The sequence below is a fragment of the Virgibacillus halotolerans genome, assembly GCF_016908515.1.
Lineage (GTDB): Bacteria > Bacillota > Bacilli > Bacillales > Amphibacillaceae > Virgibacillus_M > Virgibacillus_M halotolerans.
Genome location: NZ_JAFBEA010000007.1, coordinates 174624 through 195273, shown reverse-complemented (window position 1 = coordinate 195273; position 20650 = coordinate 174624). Strand labels below are relative to the sequence as shown.

At 38.9% G+C, this 20650-nt stretch carries 18 protein-coding genes and 1 riboswitch; of the genes, 11 read left to right on the top strand and 7 right to left on the bottom strand.

Annotation, left to right across the window (positions count from 1 at the left end):
* Positions 1 to 25: 25 nt before the first annotated feature.
* From JOC34_RS16225 to JOC34_RS16215, 3 genes are all read right to left on the bottom strand, one after another.
* Complete coding sequence (locus JOC34_RS16225) at positions 26 to 709, bottom strand: ABC transporter ATP-binding protein (protein ID WP_205137827.1); 684 nt, start codon at positions 707 to 709, stop codon at positions 26 to 28.
* Between the two features lies 1 nt (position 710).
* On the bottom strand, positions 711 to 1745 hold the full coding sequence (locus tag JOC34_RS16220) for an ABC transporter permease (RefSeq protein ID WP_205137826.1): 1035 nt from the start codon (positions 1743 to 1745) through the stop codon (positions 711 to 713).
* 160 nt (positions 1746 to 1905) lie between these two features.
* Positions 1906 to 2265 carry a Lin0512 family protein gene (locus JOC34_RS16215; protein ID WP_205137825.1) on the bottom strand — a complete coding sequence of 120 codons (360 nt, stop codon included), beginning with the start codon at positions 2263 to 2265 and terminating at the stop codon, positions 1906 to 1908.
* Positions 2266 to 2502: 237 nt separating this feature from the next.
* On the opposite strand from JOC34_RS16215, the gene JOC34_RS16210 reads away from it, so the two are divergent.
* Positions 2503 to 4533, top strand: coding sequence for a Na+/H+ antiporter (locus JOC34_RS16210; protein WP_205137824.1), 2031 nt, complete (start codon positions 2503 to 2505; stop codon positions 4531 to 4533).
* A gap of 70 nt (positions 4534 to 4603) precedes the next feature.
* On the opposite strand, the gene JOC34_RS16205 is transcribed toward JOC34_RS16210, so the two are convergent.
* Positions 4604 to 5794, bottom strand: a complete 1191-nt coding sequence (locus tag JOC34_RS16205) for a coenzyme F420-0:L-glutamate ligase (protein WP_205137823.1) — start codon at positions 5792 to 5794, stop codon at positions 4604 to 4606.
* Between the two features lie 118 nt (positions 5795 to 5912).
* Here JOC34_RS16205 and JOC34_RS16200 point away from each other — a divergent pair, with 118 nt between their 5' ends.
* The 5 genes from JOC34_RS16200 (at position 5913) to JOC34_RS16180 (ending at position 11849) form a co-directional block, all read left to right on the top strand.
* A complete protein-coding gene (locus JOC34_RS16200; protein WP_205137822.1) occupies positions 5913 to 6803 on the top strand; it encodes a LysR substrate-binding domain-containing protein in 891 nt (296 codons plus the stop codon).
* A gap of 159 nt (positions 6804 to 6962) precedes the next feature.
* The gene (locus JOC34_RS16195) at positions 6963 to 8246 is read left to right on the top strand and encodes an ATP-binding protein (protein WP_205137821.1); all 1284 of its coding nucleotides are present in this window, start codon (positions 6963 to 6965) and stop codon (positions 8244 to 8246) included.
* A gap of 2 nt (positions 8247 to 8248) precedes the next feature.
* Positions 8249 to 9130 carry a response regulator gene (locus JOC34_RS16190; protein WP_205137820.1) on the top strand — a complete coding sequence of 294 codons (882 nt, stop codon included), beginning with the start codon at positions 8249 to 8251 and terminating at the stop codon, positions 9128 to 9130.
* A gap of 682 nt (positions 9131 to 9812) precedes the next feature.
* Positions 9813 to 11087: a cation:dicarboxylate symporter family transporter gene (locus tag JOC34_RS16185; protein ID WP_205137819.1), complete on the top strand. Its 1275-nt coding sequence runs from the start codon at positions 9813 to 9815 to the stop codon at positions 11085 to 11087.
* A gap of 408 nt (positions 11088 to 11495) precedes the next feature.
* Positions 11496 to 11849: a c-type cytochrome gene (locus JOC34_RS16180; RefSeq protein WP_205137818.1), complete on the top strand. Its 354-nt coding sequence runs from the start codon at positions 11496 to 11498 to the stop codon at positions 11847 to 11849.
* 55 nt (positions 11850 to 11904) lie between these two features.
* On the opposite strand, the gene JOC34_RS16175 is transcribed toward JOC34_RS16180, so the two are convergent.
* Positions 11905 to 12159 (bottom strand): hypothetical protein, encoded by a 255-nt coding sequence (locus tag JOC34_RS16175; protein WP_205137817.1) that lies wholly within the window; start codon positions 12157 to 12159, stop codon positions 11905 to 11907.
* A gap of 301 nt (positions 12160 to 12460) precedes the next feature.
* Between JOC34_RS16175 and JOC34_RS16170 the strand changes: the two genes are divergently transcribed.
* From JOC34_RS16170 to JOC34_RS16150, 5 genes are all read left to right on the top strand, one after another.
* Entirely contained in the window at positions 12461 to 13228 is a 768-nt protein-coding gene (locus tag JOC34_RS16170; RefSeq protein ID WP_205137816.1) for a gluconate 2-dehydrogenase subunit 3 family protein, read from the top strand.
* A gap of 21 nt (positions 13229 to 13249) precedes the next feature.
* Positions 13250 to 14962, top strand: a complete 1713-nt coding sequence (locus tag JOC34_RS16165; protein ID WP_205137815.1) for a GMC family oxidoreductase — start codon at positions 13250 to 13252, stop codon at positions 14960 to 14962.
* Between the two features lie 88 nt (positions 14963 to 15050).
* Positions 15051 to 15229: riboswitch (Lysine riboswitch) on the top strand.
* Positions 15230 to 15357: 128 nt separating this feature from the next.
* On the top strand, positions 15358 to 16260 hold the full coding sequence (gene dapA / locus JOC34_RS16160; protein WP_205137814.1) for a 4-hydroxy-tetrahydrodipicolinate synthase: 903 nt from the start codon (positions 15358 to 15360) through the stop codon (positions 16258 to 16260).
* A gap of 152 nt (positions 16261 to 16412) precedes the next feature.
* Positions 16413 to 17867: a DEAD/DEAH box helicase gene (locus JOC34_RS16155; protein WP_205137813.1), complete on the top strand. Its 1455-nt coding sequence runs from the start codon at positions 16413 to 16415 to the stop codon at positions 17865 to 17867.
* Positions 17868 to 17905: 38 nt separating this feature from the next.
* On the top strand, positions 17906 to 18751 hold the full coding sequence (locus JOC34_RS16150) for a class I SAM-dependent methyltransferase (protein WP_205137812.1): 846 nt from the start codon (positions 17906 to 17908) through the stop codon (positions 18749 to 18751).
* Positions 18752 to 18864: 113 nt separating this feature from the next.
* Here the strand turns inward: JOC34_RS16150 and pstB are convergent, their stop codons facing one another.
* Positions 18865 to 19701 carry a phosphate ABC transporter ATP-binding protein PstB gene (pstB, locus tag JOC34_RS16145; protein ID WP_205137811.1) on the bottom strand — a complete coding sequence of 279 codons (837 nt, stop codon included), beginning with the start codon at positions 19699 to 19701 and terminating at the stop codon, positions 18865 to 18867.
* A gap of 63 nt (positions 19702 to 19764) precedes the next feature.
* On the bottom strand, positions 19765 to 20649 hold the full coding sequence (pstA, locus tag JOC34_RS16140; RefSeq protein ID WP_205137810.1) for a phosphate ABC transporter permease PstA: 885 nt from the start codon (positions 20647 to 20649) through the stop codon (positions 19765 to 19767).
* Position 20650 lies beyond the last annotated feature (1 nt).

Below are 20650 nucleotides of genomic sequence, written 5' to 3'. Positions count from 1 at the left end.
AACCCATTTGTGAAAGGGGCTATTGTTAAGCCCCTTCTAAAATCAATCCATCCTTCATCGTTACAACATGATCTGCATAAGGAAGCATTTCTTCCTCATGGGTAACCATTAATGTGGTAATGTGTAATGTTTTCGTCAAATCCCTGATGAGCATCATGACTTCTTTTGATCTTTTTGAGTCTAAACTCGCAGTTGGTTCATCTGCAAACAACATTTTTGGTTTGTGAATAATGGCACGGGAAATAGCTACACGCTGCTTTTCACCACCTGATAATGAAGCAGGATAAGCATCTTTGCGGTGATCCATACCAACCAGTTTTAGAATTTTTTCAACTTCCTCTTTTTGTTCTTTCTTTTTCATCTTTGTTCCGGAAACATCCAGCATCAGCACCAGTTGTTCCTCTACAGTGAGAAAAGGGACAAGGTGTGATGATTGGAAGATGAAGCCGAACTCGGTCGCACGGATTTTCCGTATTTCTTCCTGACTCATGTTCGTCATGTTTTTCCCATCGAAATGAATTACCCCGCCTGAAGCAGGTTGTAGACCTGCTGCAATGGTAAGAATGGTACTTTTTCCAGACCCTGATGCGCCTACTAATGCAGTGATTTCTCCCTGTTTTAGTGAAAGATTAACGCCTTTCAAGACCTGTTCTTGCACTTCACCATTTGTAAATGTTTTTTTAACTTCATCTACTGTAAATACTGACATATTAAACCTCTCCTTGTTGGATTGCTTGCAATGGTTCAACCTTCTTAATTTGAATACCGGAAAGTGTCGCACCGATAAATCCGATGATCACGAAGACCACTGATAATTGAACCGTTGTTTCGATCGTTAAATGGAATGGCATACCCTCTGGTGCAAACATGGCAAACCCTTGACTAAGGGCAACGGAAAAGACAAGTGCGATCAAGGTAATGAGTATCATCTGTGACCACATCATCTTAAATAAATAACTTGTTTTAACCCCAACTGCTTTCAGAATGCCATACAAGCCGATTTTTTGAACGTTCATCATGTAGAAGAATATCCCGAAAAGCATGCCGCTAATAACGACAAGGAACCATACAATCATATTAAGTGACAACTGTTCCGCACTATAACTCGGAATGGTGTCAAGAAAGTCTTTATTTGAAAATGCCTGCAAACCATCAATCGTTTGTGCTTTATCCTGATCAGGAACGAATAACAGTTGCATTTCATTTACACGATACATTTCTTTGTAGTTTTCCATATTAATATAAGCGACTGGTGAGTGGCTGAATTTCTTTTGATCAACGAATCCTTTTACAGTAAAGTCATCGCTAAATTGGTTGTTTGTCAGGGTATCCCCAACTTTAATGCCTTTTTCCTTTAATGACTCGTCTAAGATGATTTCTCCCTCACCGACACTTTCAAACAGATCGGAATCCGTAGATGTAACGAAAGCGACACTCTGCTGCTTATCATCTGCATCATTCACAAAGCCCATCTGAATGGATAGGGCTGCGGCATCTTTATTATCTTTCAGGACTTTGTCTTGCGTGTCTTCATTTATTTTGGAAAGATTGTAGGTCTCATCTGCATCTTCATCCATATAAAATTGACCCTCTGGCATATCTTTTATTAAAGCAGCATTATCCTGGGACAGGCCATTTGCTAGCCCGGATATGATAAAAGTTAATAAACTAACGAGAAAGACGATTGAACCTAAAATGATAAATCGTGATTTACTTTTTTTAATTTCTTTCCATGCAATTTTCATCTGTTGTGCCTCCATCTTTACTTGATACTTAAAGTATAGGGTTGTTAAATGAACGGAGTATGAACATGGAATTACAGATTAGAACAATTGAATGAACGCAAAAAAACCCTAGTGACAGTCTTTCAAGACGTGTCGCTAGGGGTACGAGATGTTTATCTTTTTAGTAACCAACTTCAATCGCGGCATTAACGATATACATTAAGTCATTCTCATCCGCTTTATCCTTTAAGATAATGCCACTGCTTGTTGCCATGCCACCATCTGTAACTTCAACCGTAACGGATCCATATGGAATCACCTTTTTTACTGTATCGATGTCGAGCTTGTCCCGATCAAGGGGAACAGCAACCTTCACATTGACCTTCATATTTTCCAGTCTTTGCTCAGGTAAACTCTTCTCAATGCCTGGCATGGAATTGCTATAAATAGCGTCTTCAACCGCTCGTACAGACGCCTTCGTAATATCCTGTCCGTGCACATCGATCCCTGTACCCGTCTGGATGAATAAAACCTGATTCATCTTAAAAAACTCCTTCCAAAATATTTTTATTGCTAAAGATCATTTTTTCCCGAAGTGGCAACCAGCTGTATATTGTATGCACTTCCCGTGATGGAAGCGTATCAAACACGCGGAAAGAAGAGAAAATGAGCGGTTTGTATATAGATCTATTGGGTTTGATTGATAAACATAAGGGAATAATATAAAGGTTTCTTGAACGAGATGTCTAAAGAAAGAATCGAAAGGGGGAGCATTTAAATGGAATTAATCATGACAATCATCCTGTTGCTTGTTTGTTTACTGATTTCGAACGTCATTAGCCACAATATTCCATTTATCCCTACAGCCTTAACACAAATAGCCTTTGGGATTATCATTGCACTTGTATTCAGGAACTTCTCGCTTGAAATAGAGACGGACTGGTTTTTGCTATTGTTTATAGCACCACTTCTATATAATGACGGGAGACATTTTCCCCGTAAGGAATTATGGAAGATGCGGAAGCCGATATTAGGCAATGCGATTGTCCTTGTTTTATTGACAACAATTGGTGGTGGGTATTTTATTCATTGGATGATACCGACGATTACGCTTGCTGCTGCATTTGCTTTAGCAGCTATTTTATCACCGACGGATCCTGTAGCTGTCAACGGTATTGCAAAACGCATTCAAATTCCGGAAAAAGTATTAAACCTTGTTAGAGGGGAATCTCTGATCAATGACGCTTCAGGCCTGGTTGCTTTTAATTATGCGGTCGCTGCAGTCGTTACTGGTTATTTTTCATTGCGGGAAGCCATCTTTGACTTTACATATATGTTTGTCGTTGGCGCCATACTCGGCTTGGTTTTAGGGTTACTAGTGACCTGGATACGTTTTACACTGCGGAAACGTGGGATTAATGATGTGACATTTCATTCGTTGTTACAACTGCTTACACCATTTATTATTTATATCATCACAGATGAACTACTAGGTGCTTCGGGCGTTATTGCGGTTGTAGTAGCTGGGGTTGTCCATACTTTAGTCAGGGAGAAAACAGAAACATTAGCTGCAGAAGAACAAGTACTAACAGAAAATTTATGGTCGATTGTTTTATTTGTATTAAATGGTATTGTATTCCTGTTATTGGGATTAAATATCCCGTCTTCCATGCGGGAAACGCTTAAAAATCCACATATGAATGATTGGTTAATGATAGGTTACGTTATTGCGATTGGAATGATTATTTTAGGTATTCGTTTTGCATGGTCTTATATATCTTCCTATTATGGATATCGCCGCGCAAAAAAAGAAGCTATCGAAGTACCTAATTTAAAAACAGCCTTGTACACGAGTTTAACGGGTGTTCGTGGTGCTGTTACCATGGCAGGGGTACTTTCTATTCCCTTTTTTGTGGAAAGTGGAGCGGCTTTTCCAGAACGTTCCTTAATTCTATTTTTAGCAGCTGGTGTAATCCTTTTTACGTTGATCGTTGCGACGGTATTTCTTCCGATTTTAAGTGTACGTGAAACAGAAGATGGGATGTCGTTAAACCAACTTGAGCTAAGCGAAGCAAGACAAAAATTGTTCCTGGCAACGACAAAAGCGATTCGTTCGAGAATGAATGAGGAAAATGCATCGGCATCCTATGAATTAATCGATGAATATAAGCTGATGTTTCATCAAACCGATGATCAAAGGCTAAATGAAAAAGGTTCCAGTAGTTATCAGCAGGAGATGACTCGGATTCGCTTGATCGCATTGAGAATAGAACGGAAATATATCTATGATGTCATGAATAAAGCTGGAATGGATGAAGCCGTTTTTGAAACATTTGAGACAACCCTTGATCACCGGGAGGATGCACTTTCTAACAATGCACGTTCTGGCATGAAATATTTAATCGGAAAGGTAATTAGAGCTTGGAAACATATGAGAAGGTATCGCGATAAAGGGGATGAAACACGCTTAGCCAAAATTCGATTGGCTAGAGATATTCAATTAAATGCATCACGAGCTGCACTTAGAAAATTAGAGGCCTATGCAAAAGCATATGAAAAAAAAGAAATTATGGATGAAGTAATAGCAGATTATAAACGAATGATTAATAAATTAAAAACACGAAAATCCCGATTTAGTGAAAGGAATGAAGAACAAAAGGAAGAATTGCGTATTGAAGTGATGGATGCTCAACGTGCGGAAATTCACGAAATGTTTGTATCTGGAAAAATAAGTGGCGAACAAGCAAGGGAATTAAGAAGATTTGTTAACTACATGGAAGCTGTTACTTTATATGAACATGTAGAGTAGGCAAAATACAAAAAACCATAAAAAATAAGCAATACGTGTGAAATCATATTGCTTATTTTTATATTCTTACCTATTTTGTATAGTTATCAAAGTATCCTTGGATAAATACAATTGGTGTTCCTTTATCTCCGCTTCCTGAAGTTAAGTCAGATAAGGAACCGACAAGGTCTGTAAGTTTTCTAGGAGTTGTGCCTTGGGCTTCCATTGCTCCGACAAGATCATCCTCTTTATTATCAATAAACTTGGATATCGCCTCTTGCAGTTCCTCCCCTCTTAAATCAGCAAAGTTATTATCAGCTAGATATTTTAATTTAACTTCATTCGGCGTACCATCAAGCCCTGGTGTATAAGCTGGCGAGACAACAGGATCGGCGAGTTCCCATATTTTACCTACTGGGTCCTTGAATGCACCATCACCATAAACCATAACTTCCACATTTTTACCCGTTTTCTGCTGTAACATTTGCTGTATCTTATCAACGACAGGCTGACAATTACGTGGGAAAAGCTTCACGCCTTCATCAGTAGATTTATTTGATCCGAGTAATCCGTAGTCCTCATTAAATCCACTACCATCGATAGATGCTGATAAAATATTATCAAGCCCATAAATTTTCTCTCCGCCATGTGCTTTTAATATCCGCTTCGTCCGGACTCTTGTATGTACATCACAAGTAAGCACGCTTTTTGTGTATGCTAGAATGGTCTTCGGGCTGTTTGAGAAAATGACATCACATTCGATCCCGTACTCTTCGACCAGCGATTTATAGTATTCAATATAATCAACGCCTGTAAATGTATGTTTAATATAACCAAAATGGTCGCGAAATTGTTTTTCAGTTAATACATCTGTCCAGGGGTTAATCCCCTTTTCGTCAAGCGCGTCTATGTCAACTAATTGATTACCAACTTCATCAGATGGGTAACTTAACATTAAAACGATTTTTTTGGCCCCTTTTGCAATGCCGCGGAGACAGTTTGAAAAGCGATTACGACTTAAAATGGGAAATATAACGCCAACCGTGTCATCTCCAAACTTAGCATGGACATCCTTAGCAATATGGTCGATCGTCGCATAGTTACCTTGAGCGCGAGCGACGATGGATTCTGTTAATGTAACAATATCTTTATCGTTAATCTTAAATCCTTCGATTTCCGAGGCTTTTAACACACTGTCAACCGTGATTTCCTCAATGCTATCTCCTTGATTAATGATTGGGCAACGAATACCTCTGACAACTGTTCCAACTACTCTTTCCAACATAATCGCTCCTTTTAACAGATAAAGTTAATTTGAGATGTGTCTCCTTGTAATATACACTGAATTAGTGACATAAGTAAAATTAATATATCAAATAGCAGATATAAGGTGTGGTTATGTGGTAAGTAAATTGGATTTATACAAAGTATTTTGCATGGTAGGGAAAAATAAAAGCTTTTCCAAAGCCGCGAAAAACCTATATATGACACAGCCGGCTGTAAGCCAAGCGATCAGGCAGCTGGAAGGTGAACTAAACACACGTCTATTTAATCGATCGCCTAGAGGGGTGTCTTTAACGAATGAAGGTACGCTTTTATTTGAATATGCGAATTCGGCTATTAATTTACTGAACGTTGGAGAGGAACAGATTTTAGAGTTTAAAAATTTAACTGCTGGTGAACTAAAAATCGGCGTAGGTGATACGATTTCCAGGTACTTTTTACTTCCTTATCTAGAAGTTTTTCATAATAAATATCCAAATATCAAGTTTAAGGTCGTGAATGGTACGACTTTAGAGTTGTGCAGCATATTAAAGGATGGGGACATTGATATAGCAATTTGTAACCTTCCCATTGATGACCCATCCTTGGAACAAATCCCTTGTATGGATATCCAAGATATCTTTGTTGGTGGGGAGGAGTATAAACATCTTCTAGCGAAACCATCGACCCTTGATGAAATCGCAAAGTTACCGTTAATATTACTGGAACGGGAGTCAAATTCGCGAAAGTATGTAGAGGATTATATGATTTCCAAGGGTGTAAAGATTGCTCCGGAGTTTGAATTGGGTTCACATGATTTATTATTAGAGTTTGCGAAAATAAATCTAGGGATAGCCTGTGTGACAAGGGAATTCTCCTTAGAGTATTTAGATAAGAAATTGTTATATGAAATCCCATTAGTAGATGAAGTACCAAAGCGTGGTATTGGTGTATGTTTTTTAAAAAGTGTATCGCTATCTCCAGCCTCAACAAAGTTTGTCGAGATTATTGAGAACAAACAAGTATAAAGTTCATCCCCGCGGTGTTAATCATACGCTTGCCTCTCAGGAGGGCGCGGAGAACGCCATCTTCTTTACCATCGAAAGACGCCATTTTGGTGAGACAAGACATTATTTTGTTATAATGAAGCACATAAAGTTATCCATTAACTGATACAGGAGATATTCATGTTTACAACACACAAAACGTTCAATGAAAAGTTTAACAGAGCCGAAATCGTATTAATGGTCTTAACAGCCTTATTGACTGCAATTGCCAGTGAAATTAAAGTGGTTCCATTCAATGGAGAGGATTTCCGCTTTGGGTTGGGGAGTGTTACTTTCTTTTTACTGATTCTCATCCGACCTCCGGCATCACTGGTACGAACTGGGATCATTACAGGCATAACCGTCGTTTGTTTTCGTCTATTGGGAGATTTCATACTGGAAGACGTTCAAATGATGACAAGCATAGAAAACCATTTGCCTGCTTTTTTGTTTTATGCATTATTTGCACTTGGATTAAACATCATCAAAGTGGAAAACTACAAAACGTTTCCATTTCTTCTAGGAGCTTGGGGTGCGGGACTGGAGTTTATTGGGAATGGGGCAGAGCACCTCGTACGTTACTGGTTTTTAACCCCCCATATAACTTTAGGATTTCGAGAATGGGCATTATTAATTGGTGTCGCCTTATTAAGGAGCTACTTTGTTGTAGGATTATATAGCTCCATTACGATTTCGGAACAAAAAAGACAAATGCAGGAGATGCTTGGAGTAGGCTCTGAATTATATGCGGAAACGCTATACTTGCAAAAATCAATGAATCATATTGAACAAATCACTGTCTCGAGCCATGATTTATATCGAACGTTAAAAAAGGAAAATATGAATGCGTTAGGTATGCAAGCATTACTTATTGCGCAAGAAATTCACGAAGTAAAAAAAGATTCACAACGAATCTTATCAGGACTTACTAAAATCACCGAACAACAAGGAGCGGATCGACTCTTTCTTTCCGACGTGCTGCACCTTGTTGTAGTTGGGAATGAAAAATATAGTGAGCTATTAAAGAAAAATATTACCTTTCATCTTACTTCGTCCATAGATTTCGAAACGGACCAACAAATTCCGCTTCTTGCCTTATTAAATAATCTTACTGCTAATGCGGTGGAGTCCATTACAGATAGCGGTGAAATTGAACTGAGAATATTTGAGGAATCGGAGCAAGTATGCATCATGATAAAAGATTCGGGCAAGGGCATTCCTACAGCGGATGTAGCCATCATCTTTGAACCTGGTTATACAACAAAGTTTAACGATCATGGTGTTGCTGCAACGGGGATTGGCCTGTCACATGTACAAGAGATTATTCACACACTAGAAGGGCAAATTCATCTAGAACAACAAAGTGAAGGGACTATTTTTCAAATTAAAATTCCGTCTAGAAACATTAGAAAGGACGTGGAATAAAGTTGCGTTATTTTATTGTCGACGATGATACAGCAAGCCGTAAAATGCTAGAACAGATCATAACGGAAGGTGAACTTGGTATGGTAATTGGTGAGGCCAAAAATGGAGTTAAATCCTTATCACTTATTCTTTCCACGCATCCTGACGTTGTCTTGATAGACTTTTTAATGCCTGAACTAGATGGAATTGAAACGATAGAAAAGTTGAGAACAGAAGGATTCCAAGGACAATTTATCATGATCTCTCAAGTCGTGAATAAAGAAATGGTTGGCGAAGCTTATGAAAAAGGAGTAGAATTTTTTATCCATAAGCCAATCAATCGGGTTGAGGTGTATAGCATTTTAAGGAAAACAGCGGAACAGCTTCGTCTAAAGGACTCTCTAAAGACCATTCGGGAATCGTTAGCATATATCGATACAGCTAAAACGACAGAAAGACAGCGAAGTGTTAAAGAAATCGTTTTATCTATATTAAATGATATGGGAATTATCGGAGCGGGAAGTGATGATATCGTATTGATGATAGAGATGCTAATGAATCGAAGTGAAAGAGTTGCGCAATTGCCGCCTTTAAAAGATTTATACGAAGCGGTTGCGCGTCAGTCTGAAGCAGCTAATATAAATAAAGAAAGTAAAGCAATTGAACAGCGTATTCGCAGAACAATTCTTACAGCAGTTAATAATTTAGCTTCACTGGGGACCATTGATTACACGAACCCTGAGTTTGAATATTATGCACCCCGTTATTTTGACTTCCAAGAAATAAGGAATCAAATGAAATATATTCAAGAAGGAAGCAGTGGGCCTACTAAAGTGAAAATTAATATTAAGAAATTCCTTCAAGTGTTATATCTTGAAACAGAGCATAAATATATTCGAACTTGATGGTGCAAACGATGAATCATTATTTTTAAACGCAACTTTTGCACCAATAAAATACGTTCAAAGCGTAGATGAGTTAAACCTAGAATGTTTCTAATAATTCCCTTGACAACCTTATAAAATAAGGATTGTTTTTTACACAAAAGGTAAAAACTGCGACGTAATGAAATATGCCTTATCTTCGCTTCGGAAATACACTACGCTTTCCGCGGGCTCGCGCTGAGCCTCCTCGCAAAGAACGCTGTGGGGTCTCATCGTCTTCGCTTTCCCGCAGGAGTCTACGTGTATTTCCTTCGCTAACTTGGTGTTTGACAACAGTACAATATTAGTTTGCTTTCAACTTTTATGATAGTTGTTTGGAGCGGAGGACCGTTGACTCCTGCGGGAATAGCACGAGTCTGAAGCCCCCACAGAGTGGCCTTCTCGAGGAGGCTGAAGCCGTGCCCGCGGAAAGCAACGGTCCGCAGCGGAAAATAACCAGCTGTTATGTCGCAGTTTATATAAATGCGATAATAAAAAGCGACAAAATTAACGAAAAGGCTCTATCAAAAGTTGAGTTTTTAAAAAAAATTAATTCATAAAAAGTAGGATTTTGTCGGATTGAATAAGTTGCCTTTAAAATACTGAAATAGCTTATTTTCTGAGGAGAATGCGCTTTCGGTAGAAAAAAAGAGGTGACTTATTGATGAAAAAGAAATTCAAATTTACTTTAGCATATCAAATTCTTGTCGGGTTAATTCTAGGAATTATAGTCGGCGCAGTATTTTTTGGAAATCCTTCCGTAGAAACATATTTGCAACCAATCGGTGACATATTTATTAATATGATTAAAATGATTGTTGTTCCAATTATCATTTCTACTTTAATAGTTGGTGTGGCTGGCACCGGCGGTATAAAGCAATTAGGTAAACTAGGGGGAAAAACGCTGCTTTATTTTGAAGTTGTTACAACGTTTGCCATTATTGTAGGTTTACTAGCAGCAAATATATTCAAACCAGGCGTAGGTTTGGATATATCTACATTAGCAAAAGGCAATATCGATCAATATGTCCAAACAACTGAAGAAGTACAAAACAATGGGTTTATGGATATTATTGTTAACATTGTTCCAAGTAATATTATTCAATCAATGGCTGAGGGGGATATGCTGGCCATTATCTTCTTTGCCGTTTTATTTGGTTTAGGAGTTGCGGCAATTGGTGAAAAAGGGAAACCAGTGCTTTCTTTCTTCCAGGCTACAGCAGATGCTATGTTTTGGGTGACAAATCTTATTATGAAGTTTGCCCCATTTGGCGTATTTGCTTTAATTGGTGTAACAGTTTCGAAATTCGGTTTGGAATCATTGGTTCCACTTGGGAAACTATTAATTCTCGTGTATGCAACAATGGCATTCTTTATCATTGTAGTGCTTGGAAGTATTGCGAAAATCTGTGGTACGAACATTTTTCACCTTATCAAAGTGTTGAAAGATGAACTTATCCTAGCGTATTCTACTTCGAGCTCGGAGACAGTGTTACCAAAAGTGATGCAGAAAATGGAGCGGTTTGGATGTCCGAAAGATGTTGTTTCCTTCGTCATTCCAACGGGTTACTCATTTAACTTGGACGGCTCTACACTCTATCAAGCACTTGCAGCCATTTTCATTGCACAAATGTATGGAATTGAATTGAGCATCATACAACAAATTACATTAATGCTAGTGCTAATGGTTACATCAAAGGGAATTGCTGGTGTACCGGGCGTTTCCTTCGTTGTTCTATTGGCAACTTTAGGAACGGTAGGTATCCCGTTGGAAGGACTTGCATTCATCGCTGGGATTGACCGAATTCTGGATATGGCACGTACTGTCGTTAATGTAGTTGGTAATGCTTTAGCTACAGTTGTTATGTCTAAGTGGGAAGGTCGATTCGACAGAGAGAAAGAGGAAGAATATATTGCTTCTGTTGAACAATCAGCATAAATCAGGTTTTATATTACAAGGCAGGTAGTTTCGAAAACCTTTAAGGTTTCATGAAACTACCTGTTTTATCTTACTAGCAAATATAGGTTTTATCCAAAACTTATAAAATAGATTTTAGGCTGTTACTTTTCCTGCTGGAGTCTAAGTGGGTCCGAATTCCACACAGACGAAGCTTGGTATTTAGATTTGAAATGTCATTATGAAGCCGTTCGACATATAGAATGAATGTGGAAATAACCATTGCAGTATATTTCTGAGTAGGTACTTCCTTTTTTGTATATTGAAACACTTGCCATGTATGAAATTTACTCAAGCTACTAAACTTCAACATTTAATTTAATTGATGTATAATAGGAAAGTTAAAATTAAATAACGCATACACCGGTCTATCATCAAGGGAGGTGCAACATGAAAAGAATAGGCATTATTTCAGGAATCAATATAATTCTAATAGGGTGTCTGGTATTTTTAGTGTTTTTCTACGAGGGGACTGGAACAAAACCAGTTGCAACAGCTGACAAGGAAGAAACAACAGATTCGGCTATAGACGCAGAAGATATTGCCAAGAACAATTGCGCTTCGTGCCATGGATCAGATTTTCGAGGCGGAGCGGGGCCTGGTTTGATTGGTCTTGAATCAAAGTATGATCAAGCGGAAATTGAGGATATTATTGCACAGGGTAAAAATGGTATGCCTGGCGGATTGATATCTGAAGAAGAGGCAGAAAGTGTGGCTGAATGGTTGTTAGAGCAAGATAGTTAGGACATAAAAAAAGAGCAAATGTCAAAAAATACGACACCAGCTCTATTACGCTCATTTATTCGATGATTAAGCCAAAGAACATTGTCAGAAATAATGTACAAGAGAATAAACCAATTAGAAATGCGGACCACTTTGTTTTCCTCTTCCAGCATGCAATGATAATACCTAACCCTATTGGAACTCCGATAAAGGATAGCCACGGATATACTTCAAATGCCTTGTAGCAAAAAACGCCAAGACAAGCGATAACTAAAAAAGATAGGAAGAATTCATTTATAAATGCGAGTTCAGATTTGTTATTTTTGATCATGTTTTTTCCTCCTTTAGAAATTTTAAATCGTATTTTATATTTTTTTCGACAAAATCGAGTATATTATTTTTTGCGTCAAAAGTCTATTATACTACTTTTCGGGTGGATTTAAAGGAGCATCAAGTGAACCCTTCTGTACTATAGTTAGCTTTCCTGAAATGTATCTTGTTACCTATGGGGTATGTTTTTTCACCATGCTAAGAAAGGGTAACTTTTAGCTATTAATATAAGTGCGATGAAGGATTTTGTCATAAAAGCATAAGATCTCAAAATGCTTAATCAATAATGGAGGTGTTTTACGATGGCAGACAAAAGAAAAGATACAAATGAAGTAGTGGATAGTACGAAACGAAGATTTATTAAAAACTCTGGTTTAACGGTAGGTGGTCTCGTTTTAGGTGGAGCACTTGGAGGTCTGGTGAGCGTAAATACCGGAAGTAAAACGAATAGTGAAGAAGTTACGGGTACACCTAAGGCAGATTCTAACCCTAATGCGGCATTGATGTTCTTTACGCCGGATCAACATCAGATTACGGAAGCTGCTGCTGAACGGATTTATCCTGAAGATGATTTAGGCCCGGGAGCAAAGGATTTAGATGTCGCTATTTATATCGACCATCAACTTGCAAGTCCGTGGGGAGGAAACGACAAAGCTTATATGTCGGGTCCGTTTCATAAGCCGGAGCCTACACAAGGTCCACAAATAAAAGTATTACGCAAAAACTTGTTCTTGTTAGGTATTAAGGGCTTAAATGACTATAGTAATAAACACTATGATAGTGAGTTTATTGAATTAGAAGGCGACGATCAGGACGATATTTTGAAAGAATTTGAGTCTGGTAAGGTTAATTTACATCCAGGCGTTACTTCTGATCACTTTTTTACGATGTTAAGGACACTAACCATTGAAGGTGCTTATGCAGACCCAATGTATGGTGGTAATAAAGACATGCAAGGATGGAAAATGCGTAAATTCCCTGGTTCATATATGTCACTAACAGAAGAAATTCAAAAAGACAGTTTTGTAGAATTAGAACCACAAAGTCTAAAAGATCATATGGGTCATTAATCAACAGAAGGGGATGGCAACATGAAAAAATTACCAAAAGTACCGGTAGTAATTGTCGGAATGGGATGGGCAGGTGGTATCATTGCATCCGAATTAACCAAGGCCGGCGTGGAAGTCGTTGGGCTTGAGCGCGGGAAAGATAGACAAACAAAAGATTATATGATGGGCCACGATGAACTTCGTTACCAGCATCGTGCAGAGTTGATGCAGGACTTATCGAAAGAAACGATTACCCATCGCAATAATGAAAAGATGAAGGCTTTGCCAATGCGTAGCTATGGTACGTTTATCGTAGGTGACGGCGTTGGTGGTGCAGGTAGCCATTGGAATGGACAAACGTATCGTTTTTTACCTTATGATTTTGAAATTAAATCATTGACAGAAAAGAAGTACGGAAAGAATAAGATTAAACCAGAATATCTATTACAAGACTGGGGTCTTACTTACGATGAGATGGAACCATATTATGACACCTTTGAAAAAATGGCAGGTATTTCTGGTGAAACCGTAGAGCTCTATGGAAAACGTTCCAATCCATATCCAACCGGACCTATGTTAAAAACACCTGTACTAGAAGAATTTGAAGAAGCAACAAAAAATTTAGGCTACAGTCCATATATGATTCCATCCGCTAATCTATCAGAAGCATATGAAAACCCAGATGGTATTAAGCGTTCTGCTTGTCAATATTGTGCTTATTGTGAGAACTTTGGATGTGAGTATGGGGCCAAATCGGATCCAGTTGTAACTGTTATTCCTGTTGCGAAACAAACCGGTAATCTGGATTTGCGCACACATTCTAATGTTATCCGTGTTTTAAATGATGGTAAAAAGGCAACAGGCGTGGTGTATGCTGACACGATTACTGGTGAGGAGTTTGAGCAACCGGCTGACATTGTTGTTTTAACCAGTTATGTATTTAATAATGTTAGATTACTACTTAACTCAAAAATTGGTACGCCATATAATCCAAAAACAGGCAAAGGAACCATTGGTAAGAACTATGCGTACCAAGTATCTGCAGGAGAGTCCACGTTATTCTTTGATGATAAAGAATACAATTTATATGGCGGTGCTGGGGCACTGGGAATTGAAATTCCTGATTACACGGGCGATAACTTCGACCATAAAGATTTAAATTTCTTACATGGTGCAGGGATTCGTACGACGCAATATGGTGATCGACCAATAGCCAATAATCCGATCCCAAGTGGAACACCTTCATGGGGGGCGGACTTTAAAAAGCAATCCATCAAATATGCAAACAGCACATTCAAAGTAAAGTCGCAGGGTGCAAGTTTACCGCATAAAGATAACTATCTTGATTTAGACCCTACTTATAAAGATGAATATGGTATGCCTTTATTACGTATGACTTATGATTACACGGAACAAGATAAAGAGCTAGTGAAGTATATGTCAAAAATCACGAAGAAAATCGCTGAGGAAATCGGTGCAGATCATATTGAAACACAAGAAGAGCAGGCACCATTTAACGTGAATAAGGATACGAATACACATAACACAGGTGGCGTAATTATGGGTGCTGATCCGGAGACATCTGCTGTCAATACCTACCTTCAAATGTGGGATGCAGATAACGTTTTTGTTATTGGTGCTTCAGCGTTTCCTCATAACAGTTGTTTTAATCCAACAGGTACATTGGGTGCACTTTCATACCGGGCATCTGAAGGTATTTTGAAATATATCGATAAACCTGGATCACTTGTTTAATTTGATCTGATAGAGCGATCTGTATTGTAATAAAAGCAATTCTTTGATAAGATGAGAGTTAACTTAATATCTTCCTACTTCGATCTGAGGTGGGGATAGAGGATGCAAAAATCATCAGTACACAATAAGAGGATAATGAGATCCTGGGACGATTGTGGAAAGGGGTGTTTGCCGAAGTTTTAAGAAGCTCATGTTCTTAAGGCTGGGTCTGTATTGAATAAATATGGGACTGTCATATGGGAAACTATATGGAGGGCTATCGCACAAGAAACGATCCATTTATAAATTGTTTCTGTAGCAGCAGCGTACCCTCGTTGCTGCTTTTCTGTGTTCTGATCTGAACGAGCTCTGATCACCTCTAAATGATAAAAAATTTTAAAAAAGGGTGTGAAGTTATGAATTTTGGTCAAGTATTAACAGCAATGATAACGCCATTTGATAACAATGGTGAGATTGATTTTCATGCGACGAGGGAATTGGTCAATTATTTAATAGCAAATGGATCTGATGGACTGGTTGTAGCTGGTACAACAGGGGAATCACCTACGTTAACAGTAGGGGAAAAGATCAATTTATTTAAATTTGTCGTCGAAGTTGCTCAAGGCAGGGTACCGGTTATTGCTGGAACAGGCTCTAATAACACGAGCGCCTCGATTGATTTAACGGAACAAGCAGCGGCGGCGGGAGTAGATGGAATCATGCTCGTTACGCCTTACTATAACAAGCCATCTCAAGAAGGGTTATACCAACACTTTAAGACGATTGCCCAGTCGGTTTCTTTGCCTGTAATGCTTTATAATATACCTGGTCGAAGTGTCGTTAATATGACCGTAGAAACGATTGTACGGCTTTCGCGTGTAGAAAATATTGTATCGGTAAAAGAAGCCAGTGGTGATCTTGATGCGGTGGCCGAAATTATTAGCCGGACAGACAGCGGTTTTTCACTCTATACGGGTGAGGATAGCTTAACGTTACCGACGCTTGCTGTCGGTGGAACAGGCGTTGTTTCTGTTGCTTCTCATATCATTGGCAACGAGATGCAGGAGATGGTTACACGCTATAAAAACGGGGATGTTCACGCGGCTGCTAGTCTACATCGCAAACTTCTCCCAATCATGAAAGCATTATTTGCTGCACCAAGCCCAACCCCGGTTAAGGCAGCACTTCAGATGATAGGAATTCAAGTTGGAGAAGCAGTAAGGCTCCCAATGATACCTTTAAACAAGGAAGAAAAAGCCACTTTGCATGAAGCCTTGCAGCCGTTGCAGGCGAAGAACGAAAAGGTCGCTGGTTATTAAATATTGGAAGGTGCATCAGATATTTTTTTTACTGATGCACCTTTTTTTACTTTAATTCATGCGTCATAAGAAGTTTTGCGTATAATGGTGGTTACTATGATGGTATAATAAAGAAACAACAAGAAAATAACCTAAAAAATGAGGAAAAAAAGATGCGTAATAATAATACAGGTTTTAAAGATTACCAATTAAGTGACGAAATAACAAAGGCGTTAGCGCGTTTAGCATACGAAGTCCCAACAGAGGTACAGCGTAAAGTTATACCTTTAGCGTTGGAGAAGAAGGATCTCGTTGTGAGATCGCAAACAGGAAGTGGTAAGACAGCATCATTCGGAATTCCTATTTGCGAGCTTGTAGATTGGAAAGAAAACAAGCCACAAGCGTTAGTTTTGACACCAACGAGAGAGCTTGCTGTTCAAGTGAAAGAAGATATTGCGAACATTGGAAGATATAAAAGAATCAAAGCAACAGCTGTTTATGGAAGACAACCTATTGCAATCCAAAAAGCAGAATTAAAGGAAAAGACACATGTCGTTGTTGGAACACCAGGACGCGTACTAGATCACATTGATAGAGGGACACTGGCCTTAGAGCAGATCAGCTATCTTGTTATTGATGAAGCCGATGAAATGTTAAATATGGGGTTCATAGAACAAGTAGAAGCAATTATAGCGGCACTACCCCACGATCGAGTGACGATGTTATTTTCGGCTACGATACCAGAGAAAGTCAAAAACTTATCGGTTAACTATATGAGCACACCGGTCGATATTGAGATTAAAGCGACGGGCCTTACAACAAATAAAATTGACCATTCGCTTATTAAAGTACCCGAGGATCGTAAAGCTTCTGTACTTAAAGATGTAATGGTTGTAGAAAACCCAGATAGCTGCATTGTTTTTTGCCGGACAAAGGATCGGGTGGATACAATACACAAGGAGTTAACGAATTTGGGTTATAGCTGTGGTAAAATCCACGGCGGCATGGAACAGGATGATCGGATTGCCGTGATGAATGATTTCAAAAGGGGAGCATTCCGCTATTTAATTGCTACTGATGTCGCTGCGAGAGGAATTGATATTGATAATATAACGCATGTCATCAACTACGATCTTCCATTAGAAAACGAAAGCTATGTCCATCGTACGGGGCGGACGGGACGAGCTGGTCATAAAGGGAAAGCCATCACGTTTGTAACAGCGTATGAGGACAAATTTTTAAAGGAAATTGAAGACTATCTTGGTTTTGCAATTCCAAATAAAACTGCTCCATCCAAACAAGAAGTGTCCAATAAGCAGGCTGCCTTTGAGGTGAAAATGAATGCGAAGCCAGCAGTTAAAAAGGCAAAAAGTGACCAATTGAACAAACAAATCATGAAATTGTATTTTAATGGTGGTAAGAAAAAGAAACTAAGGGCAGTAGACTTTGTTGGAACCATTGCTAAAATAGACGGTGTGACAGTAGACGATATCGGCATCATAACAATACGAGACACTGTTTCTTATGTTGAAATCTTAAATGATAAAGGCCCGATTGTACTGAAGGCGATGAAACATACGACCATAAAAGGGAAGTTGCTGAAAGTATCTGAAGCAATCAAGAAGTAAACGCAATAAAAAGTCTTAAATAATAGTGGGGATTATTTATGAAAGAAGATGCGGTGACATCCATTGTTAATTGTATGGCTATTCATGAAAACATGAATGAAATTCAACGTGTTCAGACGGCACATCGCCTGAAGTTAATTCAGTTCTGGGGAATAGAGGAAGGTAGTCGTGTATTGGAGATTGGCTGTGGACAAGGGGATACAACGGCTTCTTTGGCATATGTTGTTGGAGAAAAAGGGTTTGTTCATGGTGTTGATATCGCGTCGGATAATTATGGGGCACCAATTACATTAGGTGATGCTGGGCTTTATTTACAGCAATCGAAAATAGGTAATCAGATAAAAATAGCATTTAATATTGATATTTTATCACCAGGTGTCACCTTTTCACCAGAAGCTTTTGACTATATTGTGCTTTCCCACTGCTCCTGGTATTTAAAGTCGTTTGCTGAACTGGAAGCAATACTCAGCAAGGTAAGAAAATGGGGCAAAAAATTATGCTTCGCTGAGTGGGATACACGTATACAATCGATCGAGCAATATCCGCATTTTTTAGCAGTACTTATCCAGTCCCAGTATGAATGCTTTAAGGAAAGCAGTTTGTCTAATGTGCGCACATTGTTTACGCCAGCAGATGTTAGAAGGATTGTAGATAAAGTGGGCTGGACGGTTATGGGTGAGGAGACGATAAATTCCCCATTGTTGCAGGATGGAAAATGGGAAGTGGACATGACATTATCGGATTACAAAGCGGAGATAGATCAACTCGTTCATTTGCCTGATAAACTAGCATCACTGATCCAATCAGAGATTCATTTGTTGGAAAAGGCATGCCAGAATCACGCGATAAAACCGATGTCCACTTACGTATCTATAGCGGAATAGACGGATACACAAAGAAATAATTAGATACTTAATGATCTAATTATTTTCTGGTGAACAGCAGGAAGCACGAAAGGTAGCTATCCTGAAAAAATAGTTCCTTTTTAGTGACTACTTTATCCAAATCGTCCGGAAATATAATCTTCAGTACGACTGTCTGTTGGGTTGGAGAAAATGCGGCCTGTCTTATCGTATTCGACTACTTCGCCATTTAAGAAGAATGCGGTTCTATCTGAAATGCGGGCGGCCTGCTGCATATTGTGCGTTACAATAATAATAGCGAATTCCTTTTTCAGTTCTTGAATTAATGCTTCAACCTTTCGTGTTGATTTCGGGTCTAGTGCGGATGTAGGTTCATCCATTAAGATAACATCTGGTTCAATTGCTAAACAACGCGCGATACACAGTCGTTGCTGCTGACCGCCAGAAAGCCCATAGGCATTATCATGAAGTCGATCTTTCACTTCATCCCAAATATATGCGCTGCGGAGACTTCGTTCAACGATTTGATCCAATAACTTTTTATTTCGGATGCCGTGAATCTTAGGGCCGTATGCAATGTTTTCATAAATGGATTTAGGAAATGGATTCGGTTTTTGAAAGACCATTCCAACCCATGTCCTTAATTCCTCTTCCTTAAAGGAAGTATCAAATATGTTTTTGCCGCGATACATGATTGTTCCCGTTGTACGAACATCTGGCACCAGCTCGACCATTCGATTTAAAGTCTTTAAATAAGTGGACTTTCCACAGCCGGAAGGTCCGATAATCGCTGTCACTTCTTTTTCATTCACAGCTAGATTCACATCTTTCAAGGCTTGCGTATTGCCATACCATAAATTTAAATGCTGTATATCATAGATAACCTTTTTGCTTGGAAGGGGAATTTCTAACAGACGGTCATTTGCTTTATAGCCTTCATTTTTTAGAACTGCTTCTCTTAAAGTACCCATTCTTAGTTCACTCCTTCTCTATTTTTACGCTGAATTCTAACGGACAAGACAATAAAAAATGTTTCAATATCTTTTCTGGAATTTACTTCGAATAATGATTGCTGCAGCATTCAATATAAGTAGGATGAGCAGCAGGACAACAATCGTTGCGGCAGCTAAATTTGCATATTCTGCTGTAAGTGTTGAATCAAGTGTCCAATAATAGATTTGCATGGGAAGTACTGTGAAATTGTCAAAAATGCCTTCCGGGAAAGGGATTAATAAAGCTGGTATCCCAATCACAACAAGTGGAGCAGTTTCGCCAATCGCGCGTGAGAGTGATAAAATGGCGCCTGTTAATATGCCGGGTAATGCGGCAGGAAGTACAATATTTTTAATGGTTTGCCACTTTGTAGCACCCATGCCATAGGAGGCTTCACTGAGATGCTGTGGTATTGCACGGAGCGCTTCTTGGCTGGAAACAATAACAATCGGCAGTACCAATAGCGACATTGTTAGGCCGCCGGCTAAAATAATATTGCCAAAGCCCAAGGCCCTAACGAAGATTGTCATTCCTAAAATCCCGTATACAATCGATGGTACACCTGCTAAATTTGAAATGTTCGTTTGTATAAAGGAGGAGAGCCGCCCTTTTTTAGCATATAATTCTAAATAGATGGCTGTTCCAACTCCTAGGAACATCGTAACGGGACCAACCACAACCATTAACCAAAATGTACCGAGTATGGCGCCCATAATTCCTGCTCTTTCTGGCTGTGTTGATAATTTACCGGTAATAAAGTCCAAATTAACCCAACCAATTCCTTGAGCTAGAACACGGTAGAGTAAGATAGCAAGCACAAACAGTCCAAATATAGTGGATAGGAAAAATAAACTTTTTGCTACGCCATTCTTTATAAGACGTGTACGCATTCTCTTTTGAACTTGAATTGCGTCCATATACTTCATG